This window comes from Streptomyces sp. R-74717, assembly GCF_047305335.1.
In the GTDB taxonomy this organism is placed as follows: Bacteria; Actinomycetota; Actinomycetes; order Streptomycetales; family Streptomycetaceae; genus Streptomyces; species Streptomyces atratus.
The window spans coordinates 8,104,642-8,128,433 of sequence record NZ_CP102361.1 but is presented as its reverse complement, the minus strand read 5'-3'; the positions used below and the strand labels follow the sequence as shown (position 1 = coordinate 8,128,433).

The window sequence follows — 23,792 nt, the reverse complement described above, 5'->3', positions numbered from 1 at the left end:
GCGCCCGGTTTGCCCCGAGGCCCAAGCCGCACGACCAATTCCGCCACCGAGGATGCTGATGCACCTTCCTACGCATCATCAGTGGTCTCGGGGGCCCGCAGCGGGCGCAGGCCGCCAGGCAGGTCGGGCAGCTGGAACGAGTACCGGCCGAGCATGTTGACGTGGTGCCGTACGAACGGGGAGAGGCGGGCCACGTCCTCGTCGCGGACGTCGAACCCGTCCTCGCGCAGCTGAGTGACGGCGGCATCCATGTACCTCGTATTGAAGAGCACCAGGGCGTTGAGGACCAGCCCGAGGGCGCCGATCTGGCCCTCCATGCCGTCCTGGTAGCGCTGGTAGAGCTGTCCGGCCCGGCTGTGGGAGATCTTCCGGGCGAGCGCGTGGCGGCCTTCCTGGAGGTTGGCCTGAACGTCATGGAGTCCGCCAACGGCGCCAACCCCGTGATCGCCTACGGCAAGGGCGGCGAGATCGCCTCGAACCGGTGCGACGAGCAGGAGATGTTGCCCTGTGCCCGCGCCATCCCGAACGCGATCTCGGCGTACACCCTTTCCGGAAGGTGAGCAGGAGGAAGCCGAGGAGGAAGACAGCGCCGGGCTGGTAGCTGCGTACGCTTCCTGGCATGGGCGATCGACTTCGCCCGGGACCCCCAGGTCGCCGGCGACCACGCCGGGCAGGAGTACCACATTGGGCGTGTGCGCATCGCACACGATCCGTCCGCCCCACCGCTGGTGGTCGACTGGCGCGCGCCAGTAACGCGCGCCTTCTACCAGGCAAGCGCCCGCAACCCTCAAGGCGTCGCCGTCCGGCGCCGCTTCGGCTGGTCACCTGCCAGCCGCGGTGACTCGACCGACCTCACCGGCCTGGAGGACGAGCACCTCGGCGAGGGCGAGGCACGGGAAAGCAGCATCGTCGCCAGCGAGATCGAGCGCCCCCGTATCGGTCCCATGCGCGACATCGCCGCTACCATCCAGCCCGAGCAGCCTGAAGGCCGGCTTCGCCATGGGGGATGACGCGAAGCCGGAGATGGAGCAGACCAAGAAGCAGACCCAGGCGTAGATCTGGTTCACCAACCAGAGCAAGCGCACCTGCACCCTGTCCGGCTTCGCCGGTGTCGACATGATCGGCGCTCAGAAGACCGACGGCACCTGGTCGCTGGCGCGCTCCTCCGAGAAGCCCGAAAAGGTGATCCTGAAGCAGGGGGACACGGTGGACTTCAGCATCAACCTGCTCCCGGTGGCCAAGTCCATGCCGCAGAAGGAGAAGTTCGTTCCGGCGAAGTTCCTGGTCACCCCGCCGAACGAGACGGAGTACTTCACCCTGAAGTGGCCGTTTGGCGGCCAGATCCTCAAGCAGGACGGCGCCACCCGCCCGGCCACCTACCTCAACCCGATCGGGCTGTAACCAACTGCACAGCCTCTGAGCTTCCCTTCAGCGTCGCTGGTGGCCACCGCAGGACTCCCGGAACGAGTTGAAGCCTCCGGGTGGTGCGGTGGCCACGTCTGACACGCGGCACGCCCGGGCTGCTGGGCTTCGACCTGATGCCCAGGATCCGGAACTGGAAGGACCTGGCTTTCTACCGCCCGAGCAAGCAGACGGAGGAAACCGCCGGGCTCGTGCGGGCTGACACGATGGCAGCCTGTTCCGCCTTCTCCGCCCGCTCGCCGCACCTGTCACCTACACCCGGTGGCTGCATCTCCTCATCCCGGGTGCGGTCTACAGCGTGTGGCTGTACATCTCCCCGGACACTCCGTGGGTGCCCTTGGTCGTCGCTGTGCCCGTCCGGGTGCGGATCAGCGTCACGAACGGCCGGCTGAAGATGGAGATGACCATTCCGTTCACTGATTCGATGGGTACGCCGGGCGGTGCGAGCGGGCTGCGGGGCATCCGCGAGCGGGCCGCGCTACTCGGCGGAAAGGCCAAGACAGGTCTGTACGACGGCGAATGGAGGGTGCACGCAAGTCTTCCGTTGAACGGCCTAGGCTGACCTGATGCCGGTTACCGTTCTTCTGGTCGATGACGAACCCCTCGTCCGCGCGGGGCTGCGTGCGGTTCTTGAGGCTCAGCCCGATATCGAGGTGGTGGGCGAGGCGGGTGACGGCGCCGCAGTGATCCCGTTGCTGCATCAGCTGCGTCCCGATGTGGTGGCCATGGACGTCAGAATGCCGCTGATGGATGGCATCGAGGCGACGCGGGTGGTGCTGCGGACCGTGCCGGAACCACCGAAGATCCTGGTGGTCACCACATTCGAGAACGACGAGTACGTGTACGAGGCGCTGCGCGCCGGCGCGGACGGTTTTCTCCTCAAGCGTGCCCGGCCCGCCGAGATCGTGCATGCGGTGCGCCTGGTCGCAGAGGGCGAGTCGTTGCTGTTCCCGGCGGCGGTCCGGCAACTGGCCGCCGAATACGGCACGAGCGAGGCGCGGGCGGCCATGCACCGGGCATCGCTGACCGAGCGTGAGGCTGCGGTCCTCCGGCTGATGGCCCGTGGCCTGTCGAACGCGGAGATCGCCGCCAGGCTCGTGGTCGGTGCCGAGACGGTGAAGACCCATGTCAGCGCCGTACTGGCCAAGTTGGGTGCGAGGGACCGTACCCAAGCGGTGATCGCAGCGTACGAGTCCGGGTTCGTCGCTCCGAGCTGAGGGCCGCCGGCTCCGGATACCCGTTCCGGCCCGCAATCGCCCTGCACCCGGGCAGCGAGTACCATCCGCCTGACATGCCACGAGCTGGGAGGACACACCGTGGGCCGGCTGACCGGTGGGGATCCGTCACTGCTGCGACGGATCAATTCCGCGGTGGTGCTGCATGCCCTCCGGGGCGCCGGCTCCCCCACCCTCACGGACCTGACCCGGATCACAGGTCTGTCCCGGCCGACGGTCGAGGGCGTCATGGAGGGGCTCTTCGAGGCCGGACTGGTCGTGGAGTCGTTGCCCGACAGGGGTGAGGCCCGACGTCAGGGGCGGCCGGCCCGCCGGTTCCGGTTCCGCGCCGAGGCCGGGCATCTGCTCGGTATCGAGATCGGCCCGCATCGGATCTCCGCACTGTTGTCGGGGCTGGACGGCCGGATCATCGGGGCGGGCTCACGCGAGGTGTCGGAAACGGCCTGCGCCGACGACCGGCTCGACAAGGTCAGGGTCGTGGTCGCCGATGTCCTGCGGCGGACGGGCGTGGCCCGGAGCAGTCTGCGTGCGGTCGGGGTCGGCAGCCCGGGCATCGTTGAGGCCGACGGGACCGTACGGCTGGGCACCGCACTGCCGGACTGGACTGGTCTGGCGCTGGGTGAGCGGCTGAGGCGCTCCTTCCGCTGCCCCGTCCTCGTGGAGAACGATGCCAATGCCGCGGCGGTCGCGGAGCACTGGAAGGGTGCAGCCACCGAGTCCGACGACATCGTGTTCGTTCTGGCAGGGCTGAGTCCGGGCGCCGGTTCGCTGATCGGCGGGCGGCTGCACCGCGGTTTCGGCGGTGCGGCGGGTGAGATCGGCGCCCTGCATCTCCTCGGCCGCGAGGCGACGCCGGAGAAGCTTCTGTCGACGACGGACACGCCATTGGACCCGTTGGACGAGCCTGCGGTCGCCGCCGTGTTCGCAAAGGCACGGCATGGCGATGTCCGGGCGCAGGCGGCGGTCGAGCGGTTCATTCAGCGCCTGGTGCATGATGTCGCGGCGCTGGTGCTGGCGCTGGACCCTGAGCTTGTGGTGATCGGCGGCTGGGCCGCGGGGCTGGACGGTGTGCTGGATCCGCTCCGCCGTGAGCTGGCCCGCTACTGCCTTCGGCCGCCGCGGGTCACGCTGTCGCTGCTCGGCGAGGCGGCGGTGGCCACGGGCGCTCTGCGGTTGGCTCTCGACCATGTCGAGGAGCAGCTCTTCGCGGTGGAGGGAACGGTGACAGCCCGCCGCTGAGTGCGGCGGGCCGTACGCAGACATGGGAGACCGGCGGAGCCGGTCGTGCTCAGGAGGCCTGGCGCTCCTGGCCGTGATGGCTGATCTCCAGGTCGCCCGAGTCACCGAAGGTGAGCCGGCAGGTGTCGGCCCGGTAGGTGGCGACGGAAAGCGCCGCGATGCCGCCCGCCACGAGATAGCGGGTGGTGACGACGAGAACAGGGGCGCCGGGAAGCCGGTCGAGCTCCTTGGCGTCGTCCACGCGCGCCGAACCGAGCTCCACCGAACGGTCCTGGCCGTCGAGGCCGAGGCGGTGCAGTTCGCGCAGGACGCTGCGGGCCCGGGCGGGGCCGGAAGGGGCGTCGATCGCGGAGAGTTCGGGCACGGACGACGACGGGACGTACAGCAGTTCCGCCGCGACCGTCTGACCGTGGGTGACCCTGATCCGGCGCACGATGTGCACCGGCTCGTCGCCGTCCACGTCGAGCATGGCCACCACAGATGCCGGTGCGACCGCCGTCGTGCAGTCCACGGGCTGCCACGCCTCGCCGGCACCGCCGTCGGACCAGTCCCGCTGTGCCGTGGAGACGGCGACCCCGACGCGCGGCGGGGCGACGGTGGTTCCGACGCCACGGCGGCGCTGCAGCCTGCCTTCGAGTTCGAGCTGTTCCAGAGCCTGCCGGAGCGTGGCTCGGGCGACTCCGAACCGGGCGGCGAGCTCGCGCTCGTTGGGCAGGATCTCGCCCACCGCAAAGTCCGAGTCGAGTGCCTCACTGAGCACGGTCTTGAGGTGCCAGTACTTCGGCTCCTGCACCGTTTCCAGCTGCGTGGTCCCCACCCTGTCCTCCGCAATCGCCCAGCGGCTTTTCCGCGACGTTATTTATTAAAGGTTCCTGTCTTAACGTTGAGACCATAGGACGCGACACACCCTTGGTCAAGACCAATCCTCCTTCGGTCACGCAGCGAAACGGTCCTCTGCCGCAGAGCGTTCACAGGACGTTCGTGGTGCCGTGAGCCGCCCGCAGCACAAGGCCCCACGACCGGGCAGGCCGTGGGGCTTCGGACAAGGACGGCAGAGGGATACCTGGGCAAACCGGAGGAGCTCGTGACGGTTGGGAGCGCACCCGGCGGCGGGAGGTCCCGCTACTCTCCGGCCAGGCCGGACAGCTTGTCAGGATTGCGCACGATATATACGCACTGAATGAGCCCGTCCCTGACGTCCACCTGGAAGACGGAGTCGGGCTTTCCGCCCGAGAGCACCAGCAGGCCCGGCGCACCGTTGAGCTCCAGGAACCGCATGTCGAGATCCTGGGCCTGGTTGTGGGCCACGGCGATGAGGAAGCGGCCAACCTTGTCGGCGCTCTCGATGACCCGCAGCGGCGCCTTGGACTTTCCGCCGCTGTCGCCGACGAGGCGCACATCGGGCGCGAGCAGGGCCAGAAGCTCCTCGATGTCACCGCCCGCCGCCGCGGCGAGGAACCGTTCCGTGAGGTCACGGCGCTGGGCCGGGTCGACGTCGTAGCGTGGTTTGCGCTCCTCGACATGGTGCCGCGCACGTCCCGCGAGCTGCCGTACCGCGGCCTCGGTCCGGTCCAGCGTGGCGGCGATCTCGGCGTACGGGAAGCCGAACGCCTCGCGCAGGACGAAGACGGCCCGCTCCAGCGGCGACAGCGATTCGAGGACGACAAGCACGGCGACCGATACGGAGTCGGCGAGAACTGCCTGTTCCGCGGTATCGGGCACGGCCGGCCCGAAATCGGTGACGAGGGGCTCCGGCAGCCACGGTCCGACGTACGCCTCGTGCCGCGACTGCACCTGCCGCAGCCGGTCGATGGCGAGACGGGTAGTGATCCTTACGAGAAAGGCGCGCGGCTCCCGTACCTGCTCACGTGATGCGGACGACCAGCGCAGCCATGCCTCCTGCACCACATCCTCGGCGTCGGCGATCCTGCCCAGCATGCGGTAGGCAACCCCGGTGAGCACGGGGCGGTGGTCCTCGAAGACGTCGGTCGCGGTGTCGGCTTTCACCCCTCCATCCCAGCCGAGAGTCCGCAGAGTGTCCAGCACGAACCGCCCGGCCTCTTGAACTGCAAGCTACTGAGCGGTAATTGTTGTTGACGAGACGTCTAAGTCACCTTCAGGCATGGCCCGTTCATGCCGGAACACCTCGGGAGCACCAGCATGGCCACCACGGTCTCGTTCAACGTCGACTCACCTCAAGGGTCTCGGGCCGTGTCCGTGGCGTATGAACGGACCGGCTCCGGGGAGCCGTTGCTCCTGCTCCACGGCATCGGCCACCACCGTCAGGCCTGGGATCCGGTGCTGCCCGTCCTGGCCGTGGAACGGGATGTGATAGCCGTGGATCTTCCCGGTTTCGGTGCCTCCTCGGCGCTGCCCGACGGTGTTCCGTACGACCTGGCGAGCGTGGTCCCGGTGCTCGGTGCGTTCTGCGAGGAGCTCGGCCTGGACCGGCCGCATGTGGCAGGCAATTCGCTGGGCGGTCTGCTGGCGCTGGAGCTGGGTCGCGAGAAGCTCGTGCGGTCGGTGACGGCGCTGTCGCCCGCCGGTTTCTGGACGGAGAGCGAGCGGCGCTACGCCTTTGGGACGCTGCGGGCGATGCGTCGGGGCGCGCTGTCGATGCCCGTGCCGCTGATCGAACGGTTCTCGCGCAGCGCGGCCGGACGTGCGGCGCTGACCAGCACCATCTACGCCCGGCCCGGCCGCCGTTCACCCGGTGCCGTTGTCGCGGAGACCATCGCCCTGCGCGAGGCGACCGGTTTCCACCAGACGCTTGCCGTCGGGCGGAGTGTCACGTTCACCGACGACGTGCCGGGGCTGCCCGTGACCGTCGCCTGGGGCAGCCGCGACCGGCTGCTGCTGCGTCGCCAGGGAATCAGGGCCAAGCACACCATTCCCGGTGCCCGGCTGGTGCGGCTGCCCGGTTGCGGACATGTTCCGATGAACGATGATCCGGCGCTCGTGGCGCGCGTCATTCTCGACACCAGCCGCTGAGCCGGCGCCCCGCGCCACGCCACTCCGAGGCAGGGCGCCCGAGCCGGGCATCACGCCCAACCCGACCAGAAGGCTGCCGCCGGCCTGCGGGATCCCGTACGAACCGGTGCCGACGAGTGGTGCGGTGAGCGCGGCGGAGACCGGGATCAGGCCGGAGAAGAGTGTGGCGCGTCCGGCACCGATGCGCTGCATGCCCATGTACCAGGGGCCCTGCGGTCACTGGGCGACTTCGGCACCGCGCCCTCCACGGACCGAACGGTGAGCCTGGTTCTCGGCTACGCACATCTGGCTCCCCAGGACATCGCGCAGGGCGTGCGGTTGCTGGCAGCGGCTCAGCGGTACGAGAACGGACCGGACATCGGTGAGGGCCGGGGCCGGGTGTTCATCTGAGGTTGGTGTGCGCGCCGCCGACGGGCACAAGGGTGGGGTCGGTCGACCAGCCACCCGTTCGTCCGCTGTCCACTGCCCCGGAGGCGCCTCGATGTCGTACCGTCCGCGTATTCCGTCCCTCGACCGCCGCGGTGTGCTGCGCGGTTCGCTCGTCGCTTCGGCGGCGCTCGCGCTCCCCGTGGTGGGCGCCGCGGCCCCCGCCTTCGCTCTGTCCGGCAGGCCGCGCGCGGCATGGGGCGTACAGGTGGGCGATGTCACCGCGTCGTCCGCGCTGGTCTGGGTCCGGTCGGACCGTCCGGCCAGGATGGTCGTGGAGACATCGGCGACGGAGTCCTTCCGGCGGGCCCGCACATGGCACGGTCCGCTGGTCGGTTCCGACACGGACTTCACCGGGACGACACCGCTGTACGGGCTGCCACCGGGTGAGCAGGTGCACTACCGGGTGACGCTCTCCGACCCCGAAGACCCCCGCCGCACCGGCGAACCGGTGTACGGAACCTTCCGGACCGCGCCCGCCCGGCGCCGGGACGGGGTGCGCTTCCTGTGGTCCGGCGACATCGCGGGCCAGGGCTGGGGCATCAACCCGGACATCGGCGGCTACGTGGTGTACGACGAGATGCGCCGCCTCGACCCGGACTTCTTTCTCTGCAGCGGCGACAACATCTACGCGGACGGGGTGATCGAGCCGAGCGTGCCCCTGCCCGACGGGCGTGTCTGGCGCAATGTCACCACGGCGGAGAAGGGGAAGGTCGCCGAGACCCTTGCCGAGTACCGCGGAAACTTCCGCTACAACCTGCTCGATCGCAACCTCCGCGACTTCAACGCGCAGGTGCCTTCGATCGTTCAGTGGGACGACCACGAGGTACGCAACAACTGGTATCCCGGGCAGATCCTCGACGACTCCCGCTACACCGAGAAGAACGTCAATGTGCTGGCGGATCGCTCGATGCGGGCATTCCGCGAGTACTTCCCGGTGTCCACTCTGCATGCCTCGTCGGGCGAGGGCCGGATGCACCGCGTGGTGCGGCACGGTCCGCTGCTCGATGTGTTCGTCCTCGACATGCGGTCCTTCCGCAACGCCAACTCCCCCGGCCGGCAGCCCGACGACACCACCGGCATCCTCGGCGCCGAGCAGCTCAGCTGGCTCAAGCACGAGCTGTCGCGGTCCCGCGCGGTGTGGAAGGTGATTGCCGCGGACATGCCGCTGGGACTGGTGGTCACCGACGGTGCGACGGACTTCGAAGCGGTCGCACAGGGTGATCCCGGAGCCCCGCTCGGCCGTGAGCTCCAGATCGCGGAACTGCTCCGGTACATCAAGCACCGGCGGATCACCGGCACGGTCTGGCTGACGGCCGATGTGCACTACACGTCGGCGCAGCACTACGAGCCCGAGCGCGCAGCGTTCAAGGACTTCGCACCGTTCTGGGAGTTCGTGTCCGGACCGCTGGCGGCCGGTCAGTTCCCGGCCAATGCACTCGACGCAACGTTCGGTCCCGACCGGGTCTTCGTGCGGGCGCCCGACCGCGCGAACGTGTCGCCGATGGAGTCTCCGCAGTTCTTCGGCGAGGTCGACATCGACGGCGGCAGCGGCGAGTTGACCGTGCGGCTGCGGGCGCAGGGCGGTTCTGTGCTGTTCAGCAAGGTGTTGCAGCCGGGGCGCGTCGGGCAGTGAACCGGCACGCCGGCAGTCGGCCCCGGGAAGTGGTCAGGGGCCGACTGTCAGTGGTGGGTTCTACGGTTCTTGCATGACCCGATCCGTTCAGGCATTGGCCTACGCACGCCCGTCCGCTCTGGAGTCCTCGCAGGCCGGACAGCTCCTAGGCCTGGAGACCGCCGGTGGTCTCACGCCGCGGGGCGCCGAGCGCCACCCCCGGTTCTTCTCCGGGTTTCTCACATCGCCGAGGATCGCTGCCCGCGGCCTGCTGGCCGTGGCGGACGTGGCATCCGCGCGCTACTACCAGCGCACCCTGCCCTCGTCGCTCGACCCGGTGGTGACGGGCAACGGCGACCGGTTGCGCTTCGAGTCGTTCTCCGGCTGCTGCGGGGTGTATGCGCGCCTCGATGTACTGCGGGACGGTCTGGACGGTGCGCAGACGGGTCACGGTACGACGAATGTGGATGTGAACAATCCGCTGCGGGAGGCGCTTTCGCGGATAGCGGGGGACGATCCGCTGCACATGCGGGTGGGCCCGGACGAGTTGGCCGTCACCACCGTGGACGGTCCCGTCGTGGAGAAGAAGGTGCCCCTGCCCGACCGGTGGTTGCGCGGCTTCGCCGAGGCGCAGGTGGTGTCCGCCGGTTTCGATCTGCGGGCCGAGCTGTCGGCCGCGGAGGCTGTGCGGTTCCTGCGCTCGCTCCCTCGTTCATCGGGAAATGCCTCGCGGGGCGCGCAGTGGGTGGTTCCCGCCGGGAAGACGTTGCGGCCGACGACACGGCCGGTGGCGGGGGCGGTGTGCCTGCCGGGCCCCGAGCGGCTGGCCGCACTGCAGCGGGTGTTGCGTCATGCGACATCACTGCGAGTGTACGGGCCGGTGGCCGACGGGGCGGCGACCGCGAGCGCCTGGGAGGCGGTGCTGCCGGGCATGCGGCTCACCCTGACGCTGTCACCCGATGCCTCGCGCGGGTTCTCCGGCGAGGGCGGGGTGCTCGATGCGCTGGCCACCGACGGTGCCGCGGCCGACGCCGAGCTGGTCTCCGTGCTCCTGGCCTGGGAGCCGCGGATCGAACCCGCCGACCTCGCGGAGCAGTCGGGTCTGACGGTGGAGCGGGTACGGGCCGCGCTCACCCGGCTGGGGACAGCGGGCCGGGTCGGCTACGACCTCGCCGACGCGGCCTACTTCCACCGCGAGCTGCCGTACGACGCCGACCGGGCCGAGCGGCACAATCCGCGACTGGTGGCGGCCCGGCAGCTGGCCGGCTCGGGCGCGGTCGTGCTAGACGGGGACGTGGCGGCCGTGGCCTCGGGAGAGCGCCGCTACCAGGTGAGGGAGAAGGACGGGATGCTGAGCTGTACGTGCCAGTGGTGGGCGGACTACCGCGGGCGGCGGGGCCCGTGCAAGCACGCGCTGGCCGTCCGGATGGTCCGTCGCGGTGCACCGGTCGTCGGAGGCGTGCGATGAAGGAGCTGCTGACCGCGGTACGGGAAGGTCGCAAGCAAGACGTGCCGGCGCTGCTGGCCCGGCTGGACAAGGCCGAACGCCGTTCGGCGCTGGCGGAGTTGAAGGAGCTCCGCAAGGAGGCGCGGAGCTGGCAATGGCGCGAACAGGACAAGATCAGGAAGGCGCTGCTGGTGGCCGGGGCGGGCTGTCACACCGGCGCCGCGGGCTGCGCCACCTGGATCGGCGGCCGGGATCTGCTGGGCTGGACACGGTCCCCGTACCCGCTGGTTCTCGAAGTCCTGGCGGACCGTGACCCCGCCTGGCTCGGTGACGTCGCGCATCGGCTGGCGGGGCGGGCCGCGACGGCGGAGACCGCATACGAGCTCATCTCCGGGCTGGTGAAGATCGCTCAATGCCCGGTACCCACCACTGACGGCTTCGTGCAGGGCTGGGCCGAGACAGTGTCGGCCGCACCCTGGCGCCGAAAGAGGACGCAACCGCTGCGCGACATCCTCCGTACCGACCCGCATCTGACCGTTCTGGTGCCGCGGCTCTTCGAGGTGGCGGAACTGCCGCCACAGGTGACCTGGATCGACGAAACCGACAACCCGTGCCACTGGCCCGAGGCGCTGGCCGCCCTCGCGGACGAGGGCCTGTTGGAGCGGTCGGTGCTCATCAACAGTTGTGTGACCCGGCTGCTGCGCGGCGGAAAGCCCGGCGATCTCCGGTTCTCCCTGGCCGTGTTGCGCCGGCTCGCGCTGACCGAGCAGGAGGAGGCCGAGCGGGCCGCCGACTGGATGGGAATGTCCGCGGACGGAATCTCCACCGTGGCCGGCCATGCCCAGGAGGTGCTCGGCCGTCTGGACGAGCGCGGAGAACTGCCCGTGCGGGCACTGGCGGATGTGTCGGGTTCGATGCTGTTCCGCACCGAGAAGAAGCTGGTCCGGGCGCAGCTCACGCTGCTCGGCAAGACACTGCGCCGTGATCCGTCGACTGCGGACGAGCTGCTGCCCGCTGTCGCCGACGCCTTCGGGCACGAGGACATCGACATCCAGGAGCGGGCCCTCAAACTCGTGGCGCGGTACTTGCCCGCCGTCGGTGACCCGGTTCGGGAAGAACTTGCCCTGTCCGCCTCGCTGCTGGGACCGGCGCACCGCACGGCTGCGGCCGAGGTGTTCGGCGACCTGCTGGACGACCGGTCGGCGGCGGAGCCGTACGAGGAGTTGCTGCCACCCGATCCACCCCTGCAACGTCTCGAGCCAACACCGGCGACACTGCCCGAGCTCGTCGAGGAGGTGGTGGTCCTGGCGAGATCCGCAGCGCGGGATGTCACCGCCTTCGAGCGGACGCTGGACGGGCTGGTCCGCCATGCCCACACCGATCGGTCGGCGCTGGCCGACGCGCTGCGTGATGCGCTGGCGGGTCAGTGGTGGCTCGACGACGAACCGTTGCCGGAGGTCGAGCGGCGGCTTCGCTCGGAGGCGGGTATCGAGCTCGTCGTGGCCGTACTGCTCGGACGGGTGCCGGTGCAGGCCGTGCAGGACGGACGCGCCGCCTGGACCGGCACCGGGACCTGTGTCCATGCCGCGCTCAAGGGGGTGATGAAGGCCCGGCTGTGGGAGGCCGCCGACGCCGTGCTGAGCGGCAGCGCACCGTTCCTGCTGGCTTTTCCGACGTGGCACACCGGCTCGCTCGACCCTGCTGTGCTGGTCGAGCGGCTGCGTACGTATCAGCAGCTCGGGATCCGGCCCGGAGGCGCGGATTTCGCCCAGGCCCTGCTGCGCGTGCGGCGCAACGGCCAGCACGAGGCCGCGACGGCGGCCGCCCTGCTCGGCACCCCGGAGGGTGACCGGCTGGCCTCCTGGCTGCAGTCCGACGAGCCGCTCGCGCCCGTGTTCCGGTTCGATCTGGAGAAGGAGCAGTCCTTGGCCCATGGTTGGGAGATGCGGCAGCCGACCGATTGGACGCGGCGCGTCCTGATGGCCAGCCGGGAACGCCCGGTCATCCAGCGGGAGTTCCCTCGTTCCTTCCACTGGCTGGGCCATCCGCATGCCCCGCGTCATCGCATCTGCTACCACTGGGGCGACCACCCGGGGTCCTGGCTCGCCACACTGCCCGAGGACGGCGAGACACTGGCCGCATGGCTGCTGCCGAGCGTCGCAACTTGTGCGACCGATGAACTGAGGGGCGCGGCCCAGCCGCTCACCGCACTCGTCGAACTCGGCGGGCCGGCCGCCGAGGCCATCCATCTGACCGTGGCGTACGCGATGGGAGCCCGGCATCCGGAGGACCGGCTGTCGGCGGTGGACGCCCTGCTGATACTCGCGGCCCAGCAGCGGCTGGACGCGGAGTTGCTCGGCAAGGAGCTGGCGATCCTCCTCGACCACAGCCTGGTGAAGCCCAGTCGTCTCGCGGATTCCGCTCGCACCGCGGCCGCCACCGGGGCATACCGGACAGTGCTCTCCGTGCTGGCCGTCGTGCTGCCGGGGCTGCTGGCGCACAAGAAGGGACCTCGCGGGCTGAGCGACCTGCTCTCCGTGGCCGCCGAGTGCGTGGAGCACTGTGGTGCGACAGGTGCCGAGCCGATACCCGGGCTCGCCGAAACTGCCGCGCGCGGCGGATCCTCACAGCTGGTACGTCAAGCAGCGCGCCTGAAGGCGGCCTGGGAGCAAGGTTCGGTACTGACATGACCGCCCGGGACATCCTGCCGTAACCCGCGGCAATCTGTCCGGGCCGAATGGGTTCTGCCCGGGCCAGGCAGGTCCCGTCCGGCGGGCCCCTGTCCGGCCCCGGCGCTCGGGGATCCGGGCCCGGACGGGAGCTGCCGTGCCGCCGCCTCATGGCCCGGGCCCGGAGGAGGCTGCAGTACTACTGCGAACCACAATCGATCAAGACGTTAATCCGCCAAAACGGATGATAGGGGACTAGATCCACACTTAACCCATCAGTCACAGAGCGTTCGTGATCAGGCAACACCGCTCAGTCACAGTGAAGGCATGACTGACGTGACATCCGCCAAGACTGCCCGCCGCTCCCACCACTGGCGGCGGGACGTGACCGAACTGGCCGCACTGTTCACCGCGGTCGCGGTGGCCGACGCGATCGCCAACCTGATCGGACACCAGCCGGACGGTCCGTATCTCCTGATCGCCTCGGCCGTGGCCCTGGCCGTCACAGCCGCGTTCCACACCTGGTGGGCACGTCGCCACAGCCACGCCCCGCCACCGACCCGCAACGACATCATCTTTGACAGCGACAGCGTGTCGCACCGCACCGACGCCGCCGCGACCGCGCTCGTGACCACGCCCATCGCCGCCGGCCCGGCCCTGTCCCCCGAGGACACGGTGCTGTGGCGGATGCGTACCACCGTTCGGGACATCCCGGGCAGTCTGGCCGCGCTGTGCATCGCGCTCGCCCGGCACCAGGTCGACATCCTCACCCTGCAGACGCACCCGCTGGCAGAGGGCACGGTCGACGAGTTCCTGCTGCGCGCCCCCGCCCCGCTCCAGGCCCAGCAGCTGAGTCGGGCGATCTCCGCCGCGGGAGGCGGCTCCACCTGGATCGAGCGGGCGGACGCGCACGACCTGGTGGATGCCCCGACGCGCATCCTGGGCCTCGCCACACGCACAGCCCTGGACGCCGCCGAACTCCCCCTCGCCCTGCGTCAGCTGCTCGGCCGCTGCACCATCCACTCGCTGCCCGCCGTCTCGATCACCGGCCGCGCAACCGGTGAGGCCGCGCCCGTCGAGGGCGTACTGGCGGAGACGGTGATGCGGCTGCGCGACCCGTCCGGCGGTGCCCTCACCATCGAACGGCCCTACCTTCCGTTCACCCCGACCGAGTTCGCCAGGGCCCGCGCCCTGGTAGAGCTCGACGCCCGGCTCGGCCCCCGTATGCCGCGCAGCGAGCAGGTGCTCACTCTTCCCGAGGGCAACGAGATCACCGTGCGCCGCGCGGACCGCAGCGACATCGAAGCGGCCCGCTCCATGCACGACCGCTGTTCCGAGCACACGCTGCGGCTGCGGTACCACGGCCCGGTCCGTGACGCCGACCGCTACCTGGACCACCTGCTGAGCCCTCGCTTCGGCCGCACCCTGGCCGTGCAGACGGCCTCGGGCCGGCTGGTCGCCCTCGGCCACCTCCTCTGGGACGGCGACGAGACCGAGGTCGCCCTCCTGGTCGAGGACGAATGGCAGCGCCGCGGAATCGGCTCCGAGCTCCTCGGACGCCTGGTGACGCTCGCCATCGAGGCAGGCTGCGAGAGCGTCTACGCCGTCACCCAGGCGTCCAACACCGGGATGGTCGCGGCCATGCGTTCGCTGTCCCTGCCGCTCGACTACCAGATCGAGGAGGGCACGCTGGTCATCACCGCACGGCTGGACGCGACTCCGGTTCGCTCGCTGCCGCCGTACGAACAGGCCGGCCGGTGACACCCTGACGACCGGAGCCGTGAGGACCGATCTCCATACGGCCGCCCGCCTCCTGTGAGCTCAGCGCCTGGCACAGATCGGCCCACAGATCCTCGACATCCTCCAGACCCACCGACATCCGCAGCAGCCGGTCCCCGACGCCGGACGCGTGCCGGTCTCCCTCATCCACAATGCGGTGGCTGATGGAGGCCGGATGCTGGATCAGGGTGTCCACACTGCCGAGACTGACCGCGGGTGTGATGAGACGTACGGCCGAAATCACCCGGTGCGGATCCCCGTACACCTCGAACGAGACCATCGCCCCGCCAAGCTTCGGGTAGTGGACCCGGGCGATACGCGGATCGGCTGTCAGCCTGCGGGACAGTTCGGCGGCGCTCGCGGCAGCGGCCCGCACCCGGACCGGCAGCGTGGCGAGGCCGCGGAGCAGCAGATACCCGGCCATCGGGTGCAGCACCCCGCCGGTGGCGAAGCGCACCTGCCGCAGGCGGGCCGCGAACTCCTCGTCGCAGGCGACGACCCCGCCCATCACATCGCCGTGCCCACCGAGGTACTTGGTGGCGCTGTGCAGCACGATCCGTGCGCCGTGCTCGACGGGTCGCTGGAGTACGGGCGTGGCGAAGGTGTTGTCGACGAGCAGTGGCACAGAACCGCAGGAGTGCGCGATCGCGCGGATGTCGACCTCGGCTAGCGTCGGGTTGGCGGGCGTCTCCACCATCACCAGCCCGGTGTCCGCACGGATGGCCTCCGCAATGCCCGCAGGGTCGGTCCAGGTCACTTCGGTGCCCAGCAGACCGGCGCCGAGAAGGTGATCGCTGCAGCCGTAGAGCGGTCGGACGGCGACCACATGGCGCAGTCCCATGCTTGCCCGGACCAGCAGGACGGCGGTGAGCGCCGCCATTCCGCTGGCGAACGACACGGCACTCTCCGTTCCTTCGAGCCGGGCGAGGGCGGTCTCGAAGCGGCCCGTCGTCGGGTTGTCCAGCCGTGCGTAGACGGGCGGTCCTTCGAGCCTGGCTCCGGTGGCGGCGAAGGTGTCGATCCGCTCGGCCTCGCCCCTGGAGTCGTACGAGGGGTAGGTGGTGGACAGATCGATCGGCGGGGCATGCAGGCCCAGGGCCGCGAGATCGTCGCGGCCTGCGTGCACGGCTTCGGTGGCCAGCGCCCTGGAGCGGGTTGTCGTCGAGGGCGCCATCGAGGATTCGGTGTCCATGACATAACCCTGAACAAACACCGGGCCTTCATCCAAAGGCTCCGTGCTACGTTCGGCAGATGGCCGATTCAGTCGTTCTGGACCCGGTGGACCTGCACATTCTGCGACTGCTGCAGAACGATGCCCGGACCACCTACCGCGAGCTGGCCGCCGAGGTCGGGGTCGCACCGTCGACCTGCCTGGACCGGGTGACCAGGCTGCGCCGCTCCGGCGTCATTCTCGGCCATCAGCTGCGTCTGGACCCGGCGAAGCTGGGCCGCGGCCTGGAGGCGCTGCTCTCCGTACAGGTCCGTCCGCACCGCAGAGAGCTCATCGGCCCGTTCGTCGAACGCATCAGGACGCTGCCCGAGTCCCGCGCACTCTTCCATCTGACCGGGCCCGACGACTACCTGGTCCATGTCGCGGTCACCGACACCGCGGATCTGCAACGCCTCGTGCTGGACGAATTCACCTCACGCCGCGAAGTGGCCAGGGTCGAGACCCGGCTGATATTCCAGCAGTGGGAGTGCGGACCGCTGCTGCCACCGTCCTCAGGATCGGCCGGAACAGACCACTGAGGCCGAATGATGATGACGCGGAGGACCCCGCCGTACGAAGATGTCCGCATGTCAGTCATTCCCAGCAGCGCGCTGCCCCGTCAGGTCGCCGACGCCTACGTCGACGCATTCATCGAACTCGACCCGATCGCCGGCACCTATCTGGGTGTTGCGGAGAGTTCGCGCCGCCTTCCCGACTTCTCCCCCGCGGGGCAGGAAGCCCTTGCCGAGCTCGCCCGCACCACCCTGGCGAAGCTCGATGCCGCCGAACAGCTGCCCGGCGCGGACAGCGATGCCGAGCGCCGCTGCGGCCGCCTGCTGCGTGAGCGCCTCACAGCGGAACTCGCCGTCCATGAGGCCGATGAGGGGCTGCGCACGGTCTCCAACCTCGCCTCCCCGGCGCACAGCATCCGTGAGGTGTTCACGGTGACGCCGACCGAGACCGACGAGGACTGGGCGGCGGTCGTGGACAGGCTGCGTGCGGTTCCCGCCGCACTGGAGGGCTACCGCGAGTCGCTCGCGCTCGGCCTGGAGCGCAAGCTGTTCGGCGGCCCGCGCGCCACGGCCACCTTCATCGACCAGCTCGACGAGTGGTCCGGCAACGGCGGGACGGGATTCTTCCAGGAATTCGCTGCCGCCGGTCCGGCGTCTCTGCGTACCGATCTGGACGACGGCGCCCGCCGTGCCACTGAGTCGGTCGCGGCGCTGCGCGACTGGATGCGCGATGTGTACGCCCCCGCGGTCGAGGGTGCGCCGGACACGGTGGGCCGTGAGCGGTACGCGCGCTGGTCGCGCTACTTCAACGGCACCGACCTGGACCTCGACGAGGCGTACGCCTACGGCTGGTCCGAGTACCACCGGCTGCTCGCCGAGATGAGGACCGAGGCCGAGAAGGTCCTGCCCGGCGCGGGTCCCTGGGAGGCGCTCGCCCATCTCGATGTGCACGGCAAGCACATCGAAGGGGTCGATGAGGTCCAGGCCTGGCTGCAGAGTCTGATGGACGAGGCGATCGAGGCCCTCGACGGCACGCACTTCGAACTCGCCGAACGGGTACGGAAGGTGGAGTCCCGCATCGCGCCGCCCGGCGGCGCCGCGGCCCCGTATTACACGGGCCCGTCCGAGGACTTCTCGCGCCCCGGCCGCACCTGGCTGCCCACCATGGGCGAGACCCGCTTCCCGGTGTACGACCTGGTCTCCACCTGGTACCACGAGGGTGTGCCGGGCCACCACCTGCAGATCGCCCAGTGGACGCATGTCGCCGACAGCCTCTCCCGCTACCAGGCGTCGATCGGCGATGTCAGCGCCAATGCCGAGGGCTGGGCGCTGTACGCGGAGCGGCTCATGGACGAACTCGGCTTCCTGCCGGACGCCGAGCGCCGCCTCGGCTATCTGGACGCGCAGATGATGCGGGCCTGCCGGGTGATCGTGGACATCGGTATGCACGCGGAGATGGAGATCCCCGCGGACTCCCCGTTCCACCCCGGCGAGCGGTGGACCCCTGAGCTGGCCCAGGAGTTCTTCGGCAACCACAGCGGCCGTCCGGCCGACTTCGTGGAGAGCGAACTCACGCGCTATCTCTCGATGCCGGGGCAGGCCATCGGCTACAAGCTGGGCGAACGCGCCTGGCTGCTCGGCCGGGAGAACGCCCGCAAGGCACACGGTGATGCGTTCGACGCCAAGGCCTGGCACATGGCCGCCCTGTCGCAAGGGCCGCTCGGACTCGACGATCTCGTGGACGAGCTGTCCAAACTCTGACCCGCCTCTCGCCCCCTCCCCTCCTGATTTCGGCACTCCTGGTGGAACGTCCCGGCGGGAGCGGCCGGGAGGGGGCATTCGTCCGGCCCGACCGGTCAGCAGCCGCAGTCGTCGGAGTCGACCGGTGCGGTGAGCGGGTCGGCGTCGCGCCGCTCGCGTCACTGCCAGGTCTCGAACTCGAAACCCTCGCGCACCCAGTACTCGAAGCCGCCGAGCATCTCCTTGAGTGTTCTCGCCGCCCTGTCAGAGCAAGAACGCATCCGCCAGCCTATTGGCAATCCGACGAATTCCACGCGGGCCCGGCTGGAAGCATTCATCGAACGGCGTCGCGGAGAAGGGCGAGGCATGCCCGCCCGACCTGCGGACATCAACCTGCCCCCGACCACCGCACCGACAGCGACGGTGGGGTGAACCGCAAGCTCGTCGCCCAGCTCGCCCGGATCAGTTACGCCTCCGTGGACCGTCCAGAGAACGTCGAGCTTCTGCATCAGGCCGCCGCCGAGCTCGGTCTGGAGGAAGGCGGCATGGACACCGAGATCAGCATCGACGAGGAGACAGGCCGCCCCCGGCGGCCTCGGTTCCACTCGAAGTCCCTGCTGAACGAGGTCCGCACACTGCTGGCCGCCTGCTACGTGGTCACCGCCCACCTTTCCGGAATGCGCGCTTCCGAAGCTCAGTCCCTCAAGCCCGGCTGCCACTTCATCACGCCGTCCGCGGACGGCGTGATCGAGCGCCGCAAGGTTCGGGGCACAGTCTTCAAGGGCCGACAGCCCACAGGCGACGAGGACAGCTGGGTGGTCATCGAGCCGGTCGCCCAGGCCGTCACCGTGCTGGAGAACCTGACCGCCCCTGGCTCGCCGGTGAAGGTCTCACCCTGGGCGCTTGCACACAAGCCGACCTGGAACGCTGGATGACCGATCCCACCTTCGTCCGCTGGTCCGTACAGCATCGCCATGCCCACGGCCTCACCTGCGGCGCCGTCCGCTGGACCGGCCCACAGGGCGCCATCGACAGCGAGAAACGCTGGGCCGACGCACGCCGCCTCCTCAACGACGACACGCTGCCCACCGCGGACCGAGTCGCTGGACTGCTGCTGATCCTCTACGCGCAGAAGATCTCCGCCATCAGTCAACTCACCGTCGAGGACGTCGACATCACCGGCGAGACCGTCGCGATCACCTTCGGAACCTCGCCCGTCGTCCTTCCGATGCCACTTGGTGCCCTGGTCCGCGAGCTCGTCGCGACCCGACGCGGCAAGGCCGAGATCGGGACTCCGGACGACGACCCTTGACTCTTCCCCGGAGGACAACCAGGGCGTCCACTCAGCGACAGCCAGGTCGGCCTGCGGCTGCACAAGATCGGCAGCCGGCCCCAACAGGACCGCTCCACAGCCCTGTTCACCCTCGCCGCCGAACTGCCCGCCGCCATCCTCGCCCGGATGCTCGGCGTCCACATCCAAGTCGCCGTCCATTGGCAGAAGGCATCCGCTGGGGACTGGGCCGCCTACGCCGCCGATGTCAGCCGCCGCACTTCACCGCAACATCCGATCCACGAAGCAGGAGCGACGACATGAGATTCGACAACCACCGCGTGGTCATCACGGCCGCCGGCCGTGATTTCGGCCGCACCCTGGCCATCCGTCTCGCAGACCTCGGCGCCGAGGTCTTCCTCTCCGCCCGGAACCTCGCCGCCGCTGAGCGTGTCCGCGACGAGATTCGCGACCGAGGACAGCAACAAGTCCACGCATTCTCCTGCAACTTGACGGACCCCGCCTCGATCCGAGACTTCGCTGCCGACGTCGCCCGGCACACCGATCGCCTCGACGTGCTGATCAACAACGGTTCCCGCTACCTCGAAGGCCCGGACCTCCAATCCGCCTCAGATGCCGACGTCGTCGACACCATTGCTTCCGGCGCCACCGGAACCGTCTTGACCGTGAAGAACTTCCTCCCTCTCCTGCTCAACTCGGATAGGCCGGACGTGGTGACCATGGTTTCCGCTTGCGGCACAGCTGGTCATCACCGGTCGGACGCGCACGACGCCTTCTACGCAGCCAAATCCGCCCAGGCAGGGTTCGCCGAGATTCTCTCCAAACGCCTGCGCCCCCCGGGGGGTCCGCGTCATAACCCTCTACCCACCCGACTTCAATAACCCTGACCCGCTCTCCGAGGAGTGGGAGACCACGCCTCGCGAGGCAAAGGACGCCCTCACCGCGCAGTCGCTCGTGGACTGCATCCTCTTCGCCATCACGCAGCCCCGCGACTGCTTCATCAAGGCGTTCCACTTCGAACAGGTCTAACCAATTCCTGCCACATCCCGCACACCGCACCGCGAGTCCGGGGCAGTACTTGGGCCCCGGACGGCAGGCATTCGGGCAGTTCCAATACCCGACTCCACCATTAGGCAGCACGGTCTCCGGCTTCCGCAACCAGGTCGAAAGCGAACAGCAGCCGGCCCGACTGGAGCATTTCCTCGACCAGTACGAGGACTTCAAAGACGGAGTCCGGATGCCGCCCAGGCTGACCGCGGAGTTCACCCGCATTCGCGATGAGCTCGGCGACTTCCCCGGCCGCACCGTCGATGCCGCCCGACTACGGGCCATGCTCGCCAACCCGGCCCGCACCTACTACCCGGGCGTCCTCAACGACTGCTGCTTCGAGGCTTTCACGGCGCTCTGTCTCTCGCGTCGTCCGTCCGCCGAGCCGGAGGCGGCACCGGTGATGAATCACTGCCAGCCGGCGAAGTGCCCGAACTCATGCATGCTTCCCCGACATCGCCCGGCGATCGACAACGTCATCGGCGACGCCCGGCAGCTGCTGACCATCCGCCCCCTGACCAGCCTCCAGAAGACCGCGCTGCATCAAGCAGATCGAGCAGATGCGGCGTATGCGCGACCAGGCCGAGGAGCCCGCCCGATGGGCGTCACGCCCGCGGTTCACGCTGCCCTGATCGAGGCCATGGACCGCCTCTTGGCCGACGATCCGCAGCACAGCGACGGCAGCCTCACCGTCGCCGCCCTGCCCGAGAGGCGGGCATCTCGCGGGCGACCGCCTACCGGGCCAACGACGTCCTGGAACTCTTCCGGCAGCGCATTGACGAACGCTCCAGCGGCCCCGGCGTCCCGGCGACCCTGCGCGAGCACATCCAGGAACTCACGGGCCGGCTCCGCGAGGCACGTCGCGCCCGCCACGAGGAGATCACCGACCTTCGTCAGTCCGTCGACACACTCGCCCAACGCGTCCAGGCCCTCACCCTCGACAACGAGCGACTGCGGGCCGAGCCACGCGGCAGGGCGTCCTCTCCGTCCTGCCGCCAACCGGCTCCCCGCAATCGAGCTCGTGACCGAAGCCGCCTTGACAACCTGTTTCCGAACCCGGGCTTGGGGTGAGAGGCAAAAACAGAGCCTGAGGCGTTAACGATTCCACCAGCGTTCGGTTGATCTGGACGCTGCGAGGCGCGTCAATGCGTGCCGTAGCTTGGTCAGCCGCCGCCGACGCGAAGAACGACTGGGCGGTTCTGTGAACTCTGGAGGTGCGGCGACGACGAGGGTCTCGCCAGCGACGGTCAGCAGCATGCGATGCGGGGGCCGTTGGGGCTGGGATGCGAAGTGTCCTGGCATGGGTTCAGCGTTGTCGGGGCTCGTCGAAGGGTCCAACACCTGTCCGGTCGGCATCCAGGCAATTGTGTTGTGAATCCCGGCTGGTGGGTGAGAATGGTGTGTGCGTGACGACACGAATCCACGGTTGCTGCGGGCCTTCGTGGCTGTCGCGGAGGAACTTCATTTCACCCGCGCCGCTGCCCGTCTGTTCATCGCCCAGCAGGCACTCAGTCGTGACATCCGACGACTGGAGCGCGAGTGGGGCCGAACGTTGTTCCACCGGGATACAAGGCATGTCACCCTCACCACTGAGGGCCATCGACTGCTTCCGATCGTTCGCCGGGCACTGGCCGCCCATGCAGAGCTGAAGGAAGAGCTGAGCGACGCGCCGACTTCCGGAAGGGACAGGCCGCTGATAGTCGACGTTGCCGTCCACGCATCCACCGGCCCACGAGTACTGGAAGCGGCCCGGGGAATCGCGCCTGCCGTGGAATTTGTCGCCCGGTTCCACAGCGGACTCGTACGGGCGGCCACCGAGATCGCGGACGGTCGGATTGACGTCTCCTTCGGTCGCGTCGCTGGCCTGCCGCCCGCCGTCGAGGCCGGCCTCGACCACCAGCTGATCCGCTGCGACCAACTGGCCGTACTTCTGCCGCCCGAGCACCGGCTGGCCGCTCTGTCCGAGGTGCCCCTGGCTAGGCTCGCTGGTGAGACGATCTACGCCGCAGCGGGCAACGAGGACACCACCGAGTGGACGGACTACGCGCGCACACTTTTCGCTGAGTACGGGATCCAACTGGCCCCACCCTTCCCCAAGATTGAGGGCAAGAGGGAGTTCAGGCGGATCATTCACAAGCAGGGCTGGTCAGTGCTGGCCAATGTCGAGTTCTCGGACGTACCGGATATGGCCCTGCGCCCTTTGATTGATCCGGTGCCTCTTGCTCCGGTCTCAATGGTCTGGCGCCGAGGCCTGCGCCACCCCGGGCTGGGGGCTTTGATCAACGCGGCCCAGGAGCTGGGCGCCGCAGAGGGTTGGCTTGCTCGCCCGCAGAACTCCTGGATCCCCGGCCGCGATCTGCAAGTGATGGCCGGTCACCGCCGCGCGAGCGCTTCACCAGCGAGTAAGGACTGATCCCGCAGGTCAGGCGGCTCGTGTGGCTGGCGGCGTCAGGCTCTTCTTGCCCCGGGTGAGACGGCGGGTCATGAGCGTGATCGCAGCCCAAGCGATCAGGGTCTCCGAGTGCTGGACACCGCCGAGGCCGAGCAGGTCTTGCGCCGTTTCACCCGCGGCGGCCCCAAACACCCCACCTACCAGGCGATCGAGGAACTCGGGCGGGCCGTGCGGACGGCGTTCATCTGCGACCGGCCCATCGACTCCTCGACCCTCGAACCGGTGACCCTTGCCGGCTACCACTACGGGCAGCGGGTCAGCGGCGCCCAGTTCGTCACCGCTCTCACGATCCGGAACCGGGTCGCCCGGAGCCTGGCACGGTACTTCGACGCTCACGACATACTGCTCACCCCGACCTTGCCGGAGCTTCCCATGCCCCTGGGCACCTCTGCCGAGGGCGCAGAGGCGCTGGACGGCCTCGGCTGGATCGACCGCCTCAACGACCGCTCGCCGTTCACCATGCCGTTCAATGTGGCGGGCACGCCCGCCATGTCTGTGCCGGTGACGGCCGACGCCGAGACGGGGCTGCCGATCGGTATGCAGTTCGCTGCCGGATACGGCCTCGAAAGCCGCCTCTTCCGCCTCGCCGGCCAACTCGAACAGGCAAGCCCGTGGTCAGGCCGAACCCCCACGGTGTGGTCAGGGAACCACACGGGCCACTAAGGAGCGCTCCTGGAGAGCCGGGAGTCCACTGGCGAGGACCACGCACTGAGCGAG

General features: G+C 69.3%; 21 protein-coding genes and 5 pseudogenes. 20 read left to right on the top strand and 6 right to left on the bottom strand.

Annotated features, from left to right (window positions below):
* Positions 1-68 precede the first annotated feature (68 nt).
* Positions 69-410: pseudogene (locus NRF20_RS37370) on the bottom strand (Tn3 family transposase); the annotation flags it as partial.
* On the opposite strand from NRF20_RS37370, the gene NRF20_RS37365 reads away from it, so the two are divergent.
* From NRF20_RS37365 to NRF20_RS37335, 7 genes and pseudogenes are all read left to right on the top strand, one after another.
* Positions 357-560, top strand: coding sequence for a hypothetical protein (locus NRF20_RS37365; RefSeq protein WP_398632548.1), 204 nt, complete (start codon positions 357-359; stop codon positions 558-560). The pseudogene NRF20_RS37370 and the gene NRF20_RS37365 overlap by 54 nt on opposite strands.
* A gap of 54 nt (positions 561-614) precedes the next feature.
* Positions 615-986, top strand: a pseudogene (locus NRF20_RS37360) (AAA family ATPase); the annotation flags it as partial.
* Positions 979-1,401, top strand: a pseudogene (locus tag NRF20_RS37355) (DUF4232 domain-containing protein); the annotation flags it as partial. The pseudogenes NRF20_RS37360 and NRF20_RS37355, both read left to right, overlap by 8 nt.
* An 80-nt stretch (positions 1,402-1,481) precedes the next feature.
* Positions 1,482-1,814 carry a Tn3 family transposase gene (locus tag NRF20_RS37350; protein ID WP_398632521.1) on the top strand — a complete coding sequence of 111 codons (333 nt, stop codon included), beginning with the start codon at positions 1,482-1,484 and terminating at the stop codon, positions 1,812-1,814.
* Complete coding sequence (locus NRF20_RS37345; RefSeq protein ID WP_398632547.1) at positions 1,754-1,984, top strand: hypothetical protein; 231 nt, start codon at positions 1,754-1,756, stop codon at positions 1,982-1,984. The genes NRF20_RS37350 and NRF20_RS37345 overlap by 61 nt, the downstream gene beginning before the upstream one ends.
* Before the next feature lie 4 nt (positions 1,985-1,988).
* On the top strand, positions 1,989-2,639 hold the full coding sequence (locus tag NRF20_RS37340; RefSeq protein ID WP_266363525.1) for a response regulator: 651 nt from the start codon (positions 1,989-1,991) through the stop codon (positions 2,637-2,639).
* Between the two features lie 99 nt (positions 2,640-2,738).
* On the top strand, positions 2,739-3,896 hold the full coding sequence (locus NRF20_RS37335) for an ROK family protein (RefSeq protein WP_398632520.1): 1,158 nt from the start codon (positions 2,739-2,741) through the stop codon (positions 3,894-3,896).
* A gap of 49 nt (positions 3,897-3,945) precedes the next feature.
* On the opposite strand, the gene NRF20_RS37330 is transcribed toward NRF20_RS37335, so the two are convergent.
* On the bottom strand, positions 3,946-4,713 hold the full coding sequence (locus NRF20_RS37330; protein ID WP_398632519.1) for a GntR family transcriptional regulator: 768 nt from the start codon (positions 4,711-4,713) through the stop codon (positions 3,946-3,948).
* Between the two features lie 305 nt (positions 4,714-5,018).
* Positions 5,019-5,903: an RNA polymerase sigma-70 factor gene (locus tag NRF20_RS37325; RefSeq protein ID WP_398632518.1), complete on the bottom strand. Its 885-nt coding sequence runs from the start codon at positions 5,901-5,903 to the stop codon at positions 5,019-5,021.
* A 153-nt stretch (positions 5,904-6,056) separates the two neighbouring features.
* Here NRF20_RS37325 and NRF20_RS37320 point away from each other — a divergent pair, with 153 nt between their 5' ends.
* The 6 genes from NRF20_RS37320 (at position 6,057) to NRF20_RS37295 (ending at position 14,805) form a co-directional block, all read left to right on the top strand.
* On the top strand, positions 6,057-6,887 hold the full coding sequence (locus NRF20_RS37320; RefSeq protein ID WP_398632517.1) for an alpha/beta fold hydrolase: 831 nt from the start codon (positions 6,057-6,059) through the stop codon (positions 6,885-6,887).
* Between the two features lie 258 nt (positions 6,888-7,145).
* Positions 7,146-7,277, top strand: a complete 132-nt coding sequence (locus NRF20_RS37315; RefSeq protein WP_398632516.1) for a hypothetical protein — start codon at positions 7,146-7,148, stop codon at positions 7,275-7,277.
* A gap of 91 nt (positions 7,278-7,368) precedes the next feature.
* Positions 7,369-8,949 (top strand): alkaline phosphatase D family protein, encoded by a 1,581-nt coding sequence (locus NRF20_RS37310; RefSeq protein WP_413754002.1) that lies wholly within the window; start codon positions 7,369-7,371, stop codon positions 8,947-8,949.
* Positions 8,950-9,022: 73 nt separating this feature from the next.
* Positions 9,023-10,396: an SWIM zinc finger family protein gene (locus NRF20_RS37305; protein ID WP_413754001.1), complete on the top strand. Its 1,374-nt coding sequence runs from the start codon at positions 9,023-9,025 to the stop codon at positions 10,394-10,396.
* Entirely contained in the window at positions 10,393-13,065 is a 2,673-nt protein-coding gene (locus NRF20_RS37300) for a DUF6493 family protein (protein ID WP_413754000.1), read from the top strand. The genes NRF20_RS37305 and NRF20_RS37300 overlap by 4 nt, the downstream gene beginning before the upstream one ends.
* A 306-nt stretch (positions 13,066-13,371) precedes the next feature.
* Positions 13,372-14,805 (top strand): GNAT family N-acetyltransferase, encoded by a 1,434-nt coding sequence (locus tag NRF20_RS37295; RefSeq protein ID WP_413753999.1) that lies wholly within the window; start codon positions 13,372-13,374, stop codon positions 14,803-14,805.
* On the opposite strand, the gene NRF20_RS37290 is transcribed toward NRF20_RS37295, so the two are convergent.
* Complete coding sequence (locus NRF20_RS37290) at positions 14,741-16,015, bottom strand: trans-sulfuration enzyme family protein (RefSeq protein ID WP_413753998.1); 1,275 nt, start codon at positions 16,013-16,015, stop codon at positions 14,741-14,743. The two genes, NRF20_RS37295 and NRF20_RS37290, sit on opposite strands and share 65 nt — an antisense overlap.
* 59 nt (positions 16,016-16,074) lie before the next feature.
* Here NRF20_RS37290 and NRF20_RS37285 point away from each other — a divergent pair, with 59 nt between their 5' ends.
* Both NRF20_RS37285 and NRF20_RS37280 read left to right on the top strand, forming a co-directional pair.
* Positions 16,075-16,572 (top strand): Lrp/AsnC family transcriptional regulator, encoded by a 498-nt coding sequence (locus NRF20_RS37285; protein WP_266363503.1) that lies wholly within the window; start codon positions 16,075-16,077, stop codon positions 16,570-16,572.
* Positions 16,573-16,620: 48 nt separating this feature from the next.
* A complete protein-coding gene (locus NRF20_RS37280) occupies positions 16,621-18,306 on the top strand; it encodes a DUF885 domain-containing protein (protein WP_413753997.1) in 1,686 nt (561 codons plus the stop codon).
* Positions 18,307-18,401: 95 nt separating this feature from the next.
* Here the strand turns inward: NRF20_RS37280 and NRF20_RS37275 are convergent.
* Positions 18,402-18,533: pseudogene (locus NRF20_RS37275) on the bottom strand (rhodanese-like domain-containing protein); the annotation flags it as partial.
* Positions 18,534-18,713: 180 nt separating this feature from the next.
* Between NRF20_RS37275 and NRF20_RS37270 the strand changes: the two are divergent.
* The 3 genes and pseudogenes from NRF20_RS37270 (at position 18,714) to NRF20_RS37260 (ending at position 20,605) form a co-directional block, all read left to right on the top strand.
* Positions 18,714-19,220, top strand: coding sequence for a hypothetical protein (locus NRF20_RS37270; protein WP_398632509.1), 507 nt, complete (start codon positions 18,714-18,716; stop codon positions 19,218-19,220).
* Entirely contained in the window at positions 19,217-19,597 is a 381-nt protein-coding gene (locus NRF20_RS37265; protein ID WP_413753996.1) for a hypothetical protein, read from the top strand. The genes NRF20_RS37270 and NRF20_RS37265 overlap by 4 nt, the downstream gene beginning before the upstream one ends.
* A gap of 278 nt (positions 19,598-19,875) precedes the next feature.
* Positions 19,876-20,605, top strand: a pseudogene (locus NRF20_RS37260) (SDR family oxidoreductase).
* Positions 20,606-21,059: 454 nt separating this feature from the next.
* Here the strand turns inward: NRF20_RS37260 and NRF20_RS37255 are convergent.
* Complete coding sequence (locus NRF20_RS37255) at positions 21,060-21,296, bottom strand: hypothetical protein (RefSeq protein WP_398632506.1); 237 nt, start codon at positions 21,294-21,296, stop codon at positions 21,060-21,062.
* Between the two features lie 729 nt (positions 21,297-22,025).
* On the opposite strand from NRF20_RS37255, the gene NRF20_RS37250 reads away from it, so the two are divergent.
* Both NRF20_RS37250 and NRF20_RS37245 read left to right on the top strand, forming a co-directional pair.
* On the top strand, positions 22,026-23,036 hold the full coding sequence (locus NRF20_RS37250; protein WP_398632505.1) for a LysR family transcriptional regulator: 1,011 nt from the start codon (positions 22,026-22,028) through the stop codon (positions 23,034-23,036).
* Between the two features lie 108 nt (positions 23,037-23,144).
* A complete protein-coding gene (locus tag NRF20_RS37245; RefSeq protein WP_413753995.1) occupies positions 23,145-23,738 on the top strand; it encodes an amidase family protein in 594 nt (197 codons plus the stop codon).
* Positions 23,739-23,792: the final 54 nt, after the last annotated feature.

What these genes read in the sequence shown, in the direction of transcription:
- NRF20_RS37300 (WP_413754000.1), top strand. Translation starts at nt 10,393, where the DNA reads ATGAAGGAGCTGCTGACCGCGGTACGGGAAGGTCGCAAGCAAGACGTG.
- NRF20_RS37280 (WP_413753997.1), top strand. Translation starts at nt 16,621, where the DNA reads ATGTCAGTCATTCCCAGCAGCGCGCTGCCCCGTCAGGTCGCCGACGCC.
- NRF20_RS37295 (WP_413753999.1), top strand. Translation starts at nt 13,372, where the DNA reads ATGACTGACGTGACATCCGCCAAGACTGCCCGCCGCTCCCACCACTGG.
- NRF20_RS37310 (WP_413754002.1), top strand. Translation starts at nt 7,369, where the DNA reads ATGTCGTACCGTCCGCGTATTCCGTCCCTCGACCGCCGCGGTGTGCTG.
- NRF20_RS37290 (WP_413753998.1), bottom strand. Translation starts at nt 16,015, where the DNA reads ATGGACACCGAATCCTCGATGGCGCCCTCGACGACAACCCGCTCCAGG.
- NRF20_RS37305 (WP_413754001.1), top strand. Translation starts at nt 9,023, where the DNA reads ATGACCCGATCCGTTCAGGCATTGGCCTACGCACGCCCGTCCGCTCTG.
- NRF20_RS37320 (WP_398632517.1), top strand. Translation starts at nt 6,057, where the DNA reads ATGGCCACCACGGTCTCGTTCAACGTCGACTCACCTCAAGGGTCTCGG.
- NRF20_RS37265 (WP_413753996.1), top strand. Translation starts at nt 19,217, where the DNA reads ATGACCGATCCCACCTTCGTCCGCTGGTCCGTACAGCATCGCCATGCC.
- NRF20_RS37285 (WP_266363503.1), top strand. Translation starts at nt 16,075, where the DNA reads ATGGCCGATTCAGTCGTTCTGGACCCGGTGGACCTGCACATTCTGCGA.
- NRF20_RS37340 (WP_266363525.1), top strand. Translation starts at nt 1,989, where the DNA reads ATGCCGGTTACCGTTCTTCTGGTCGATGACGAACCCCTCGTCCGCGCG.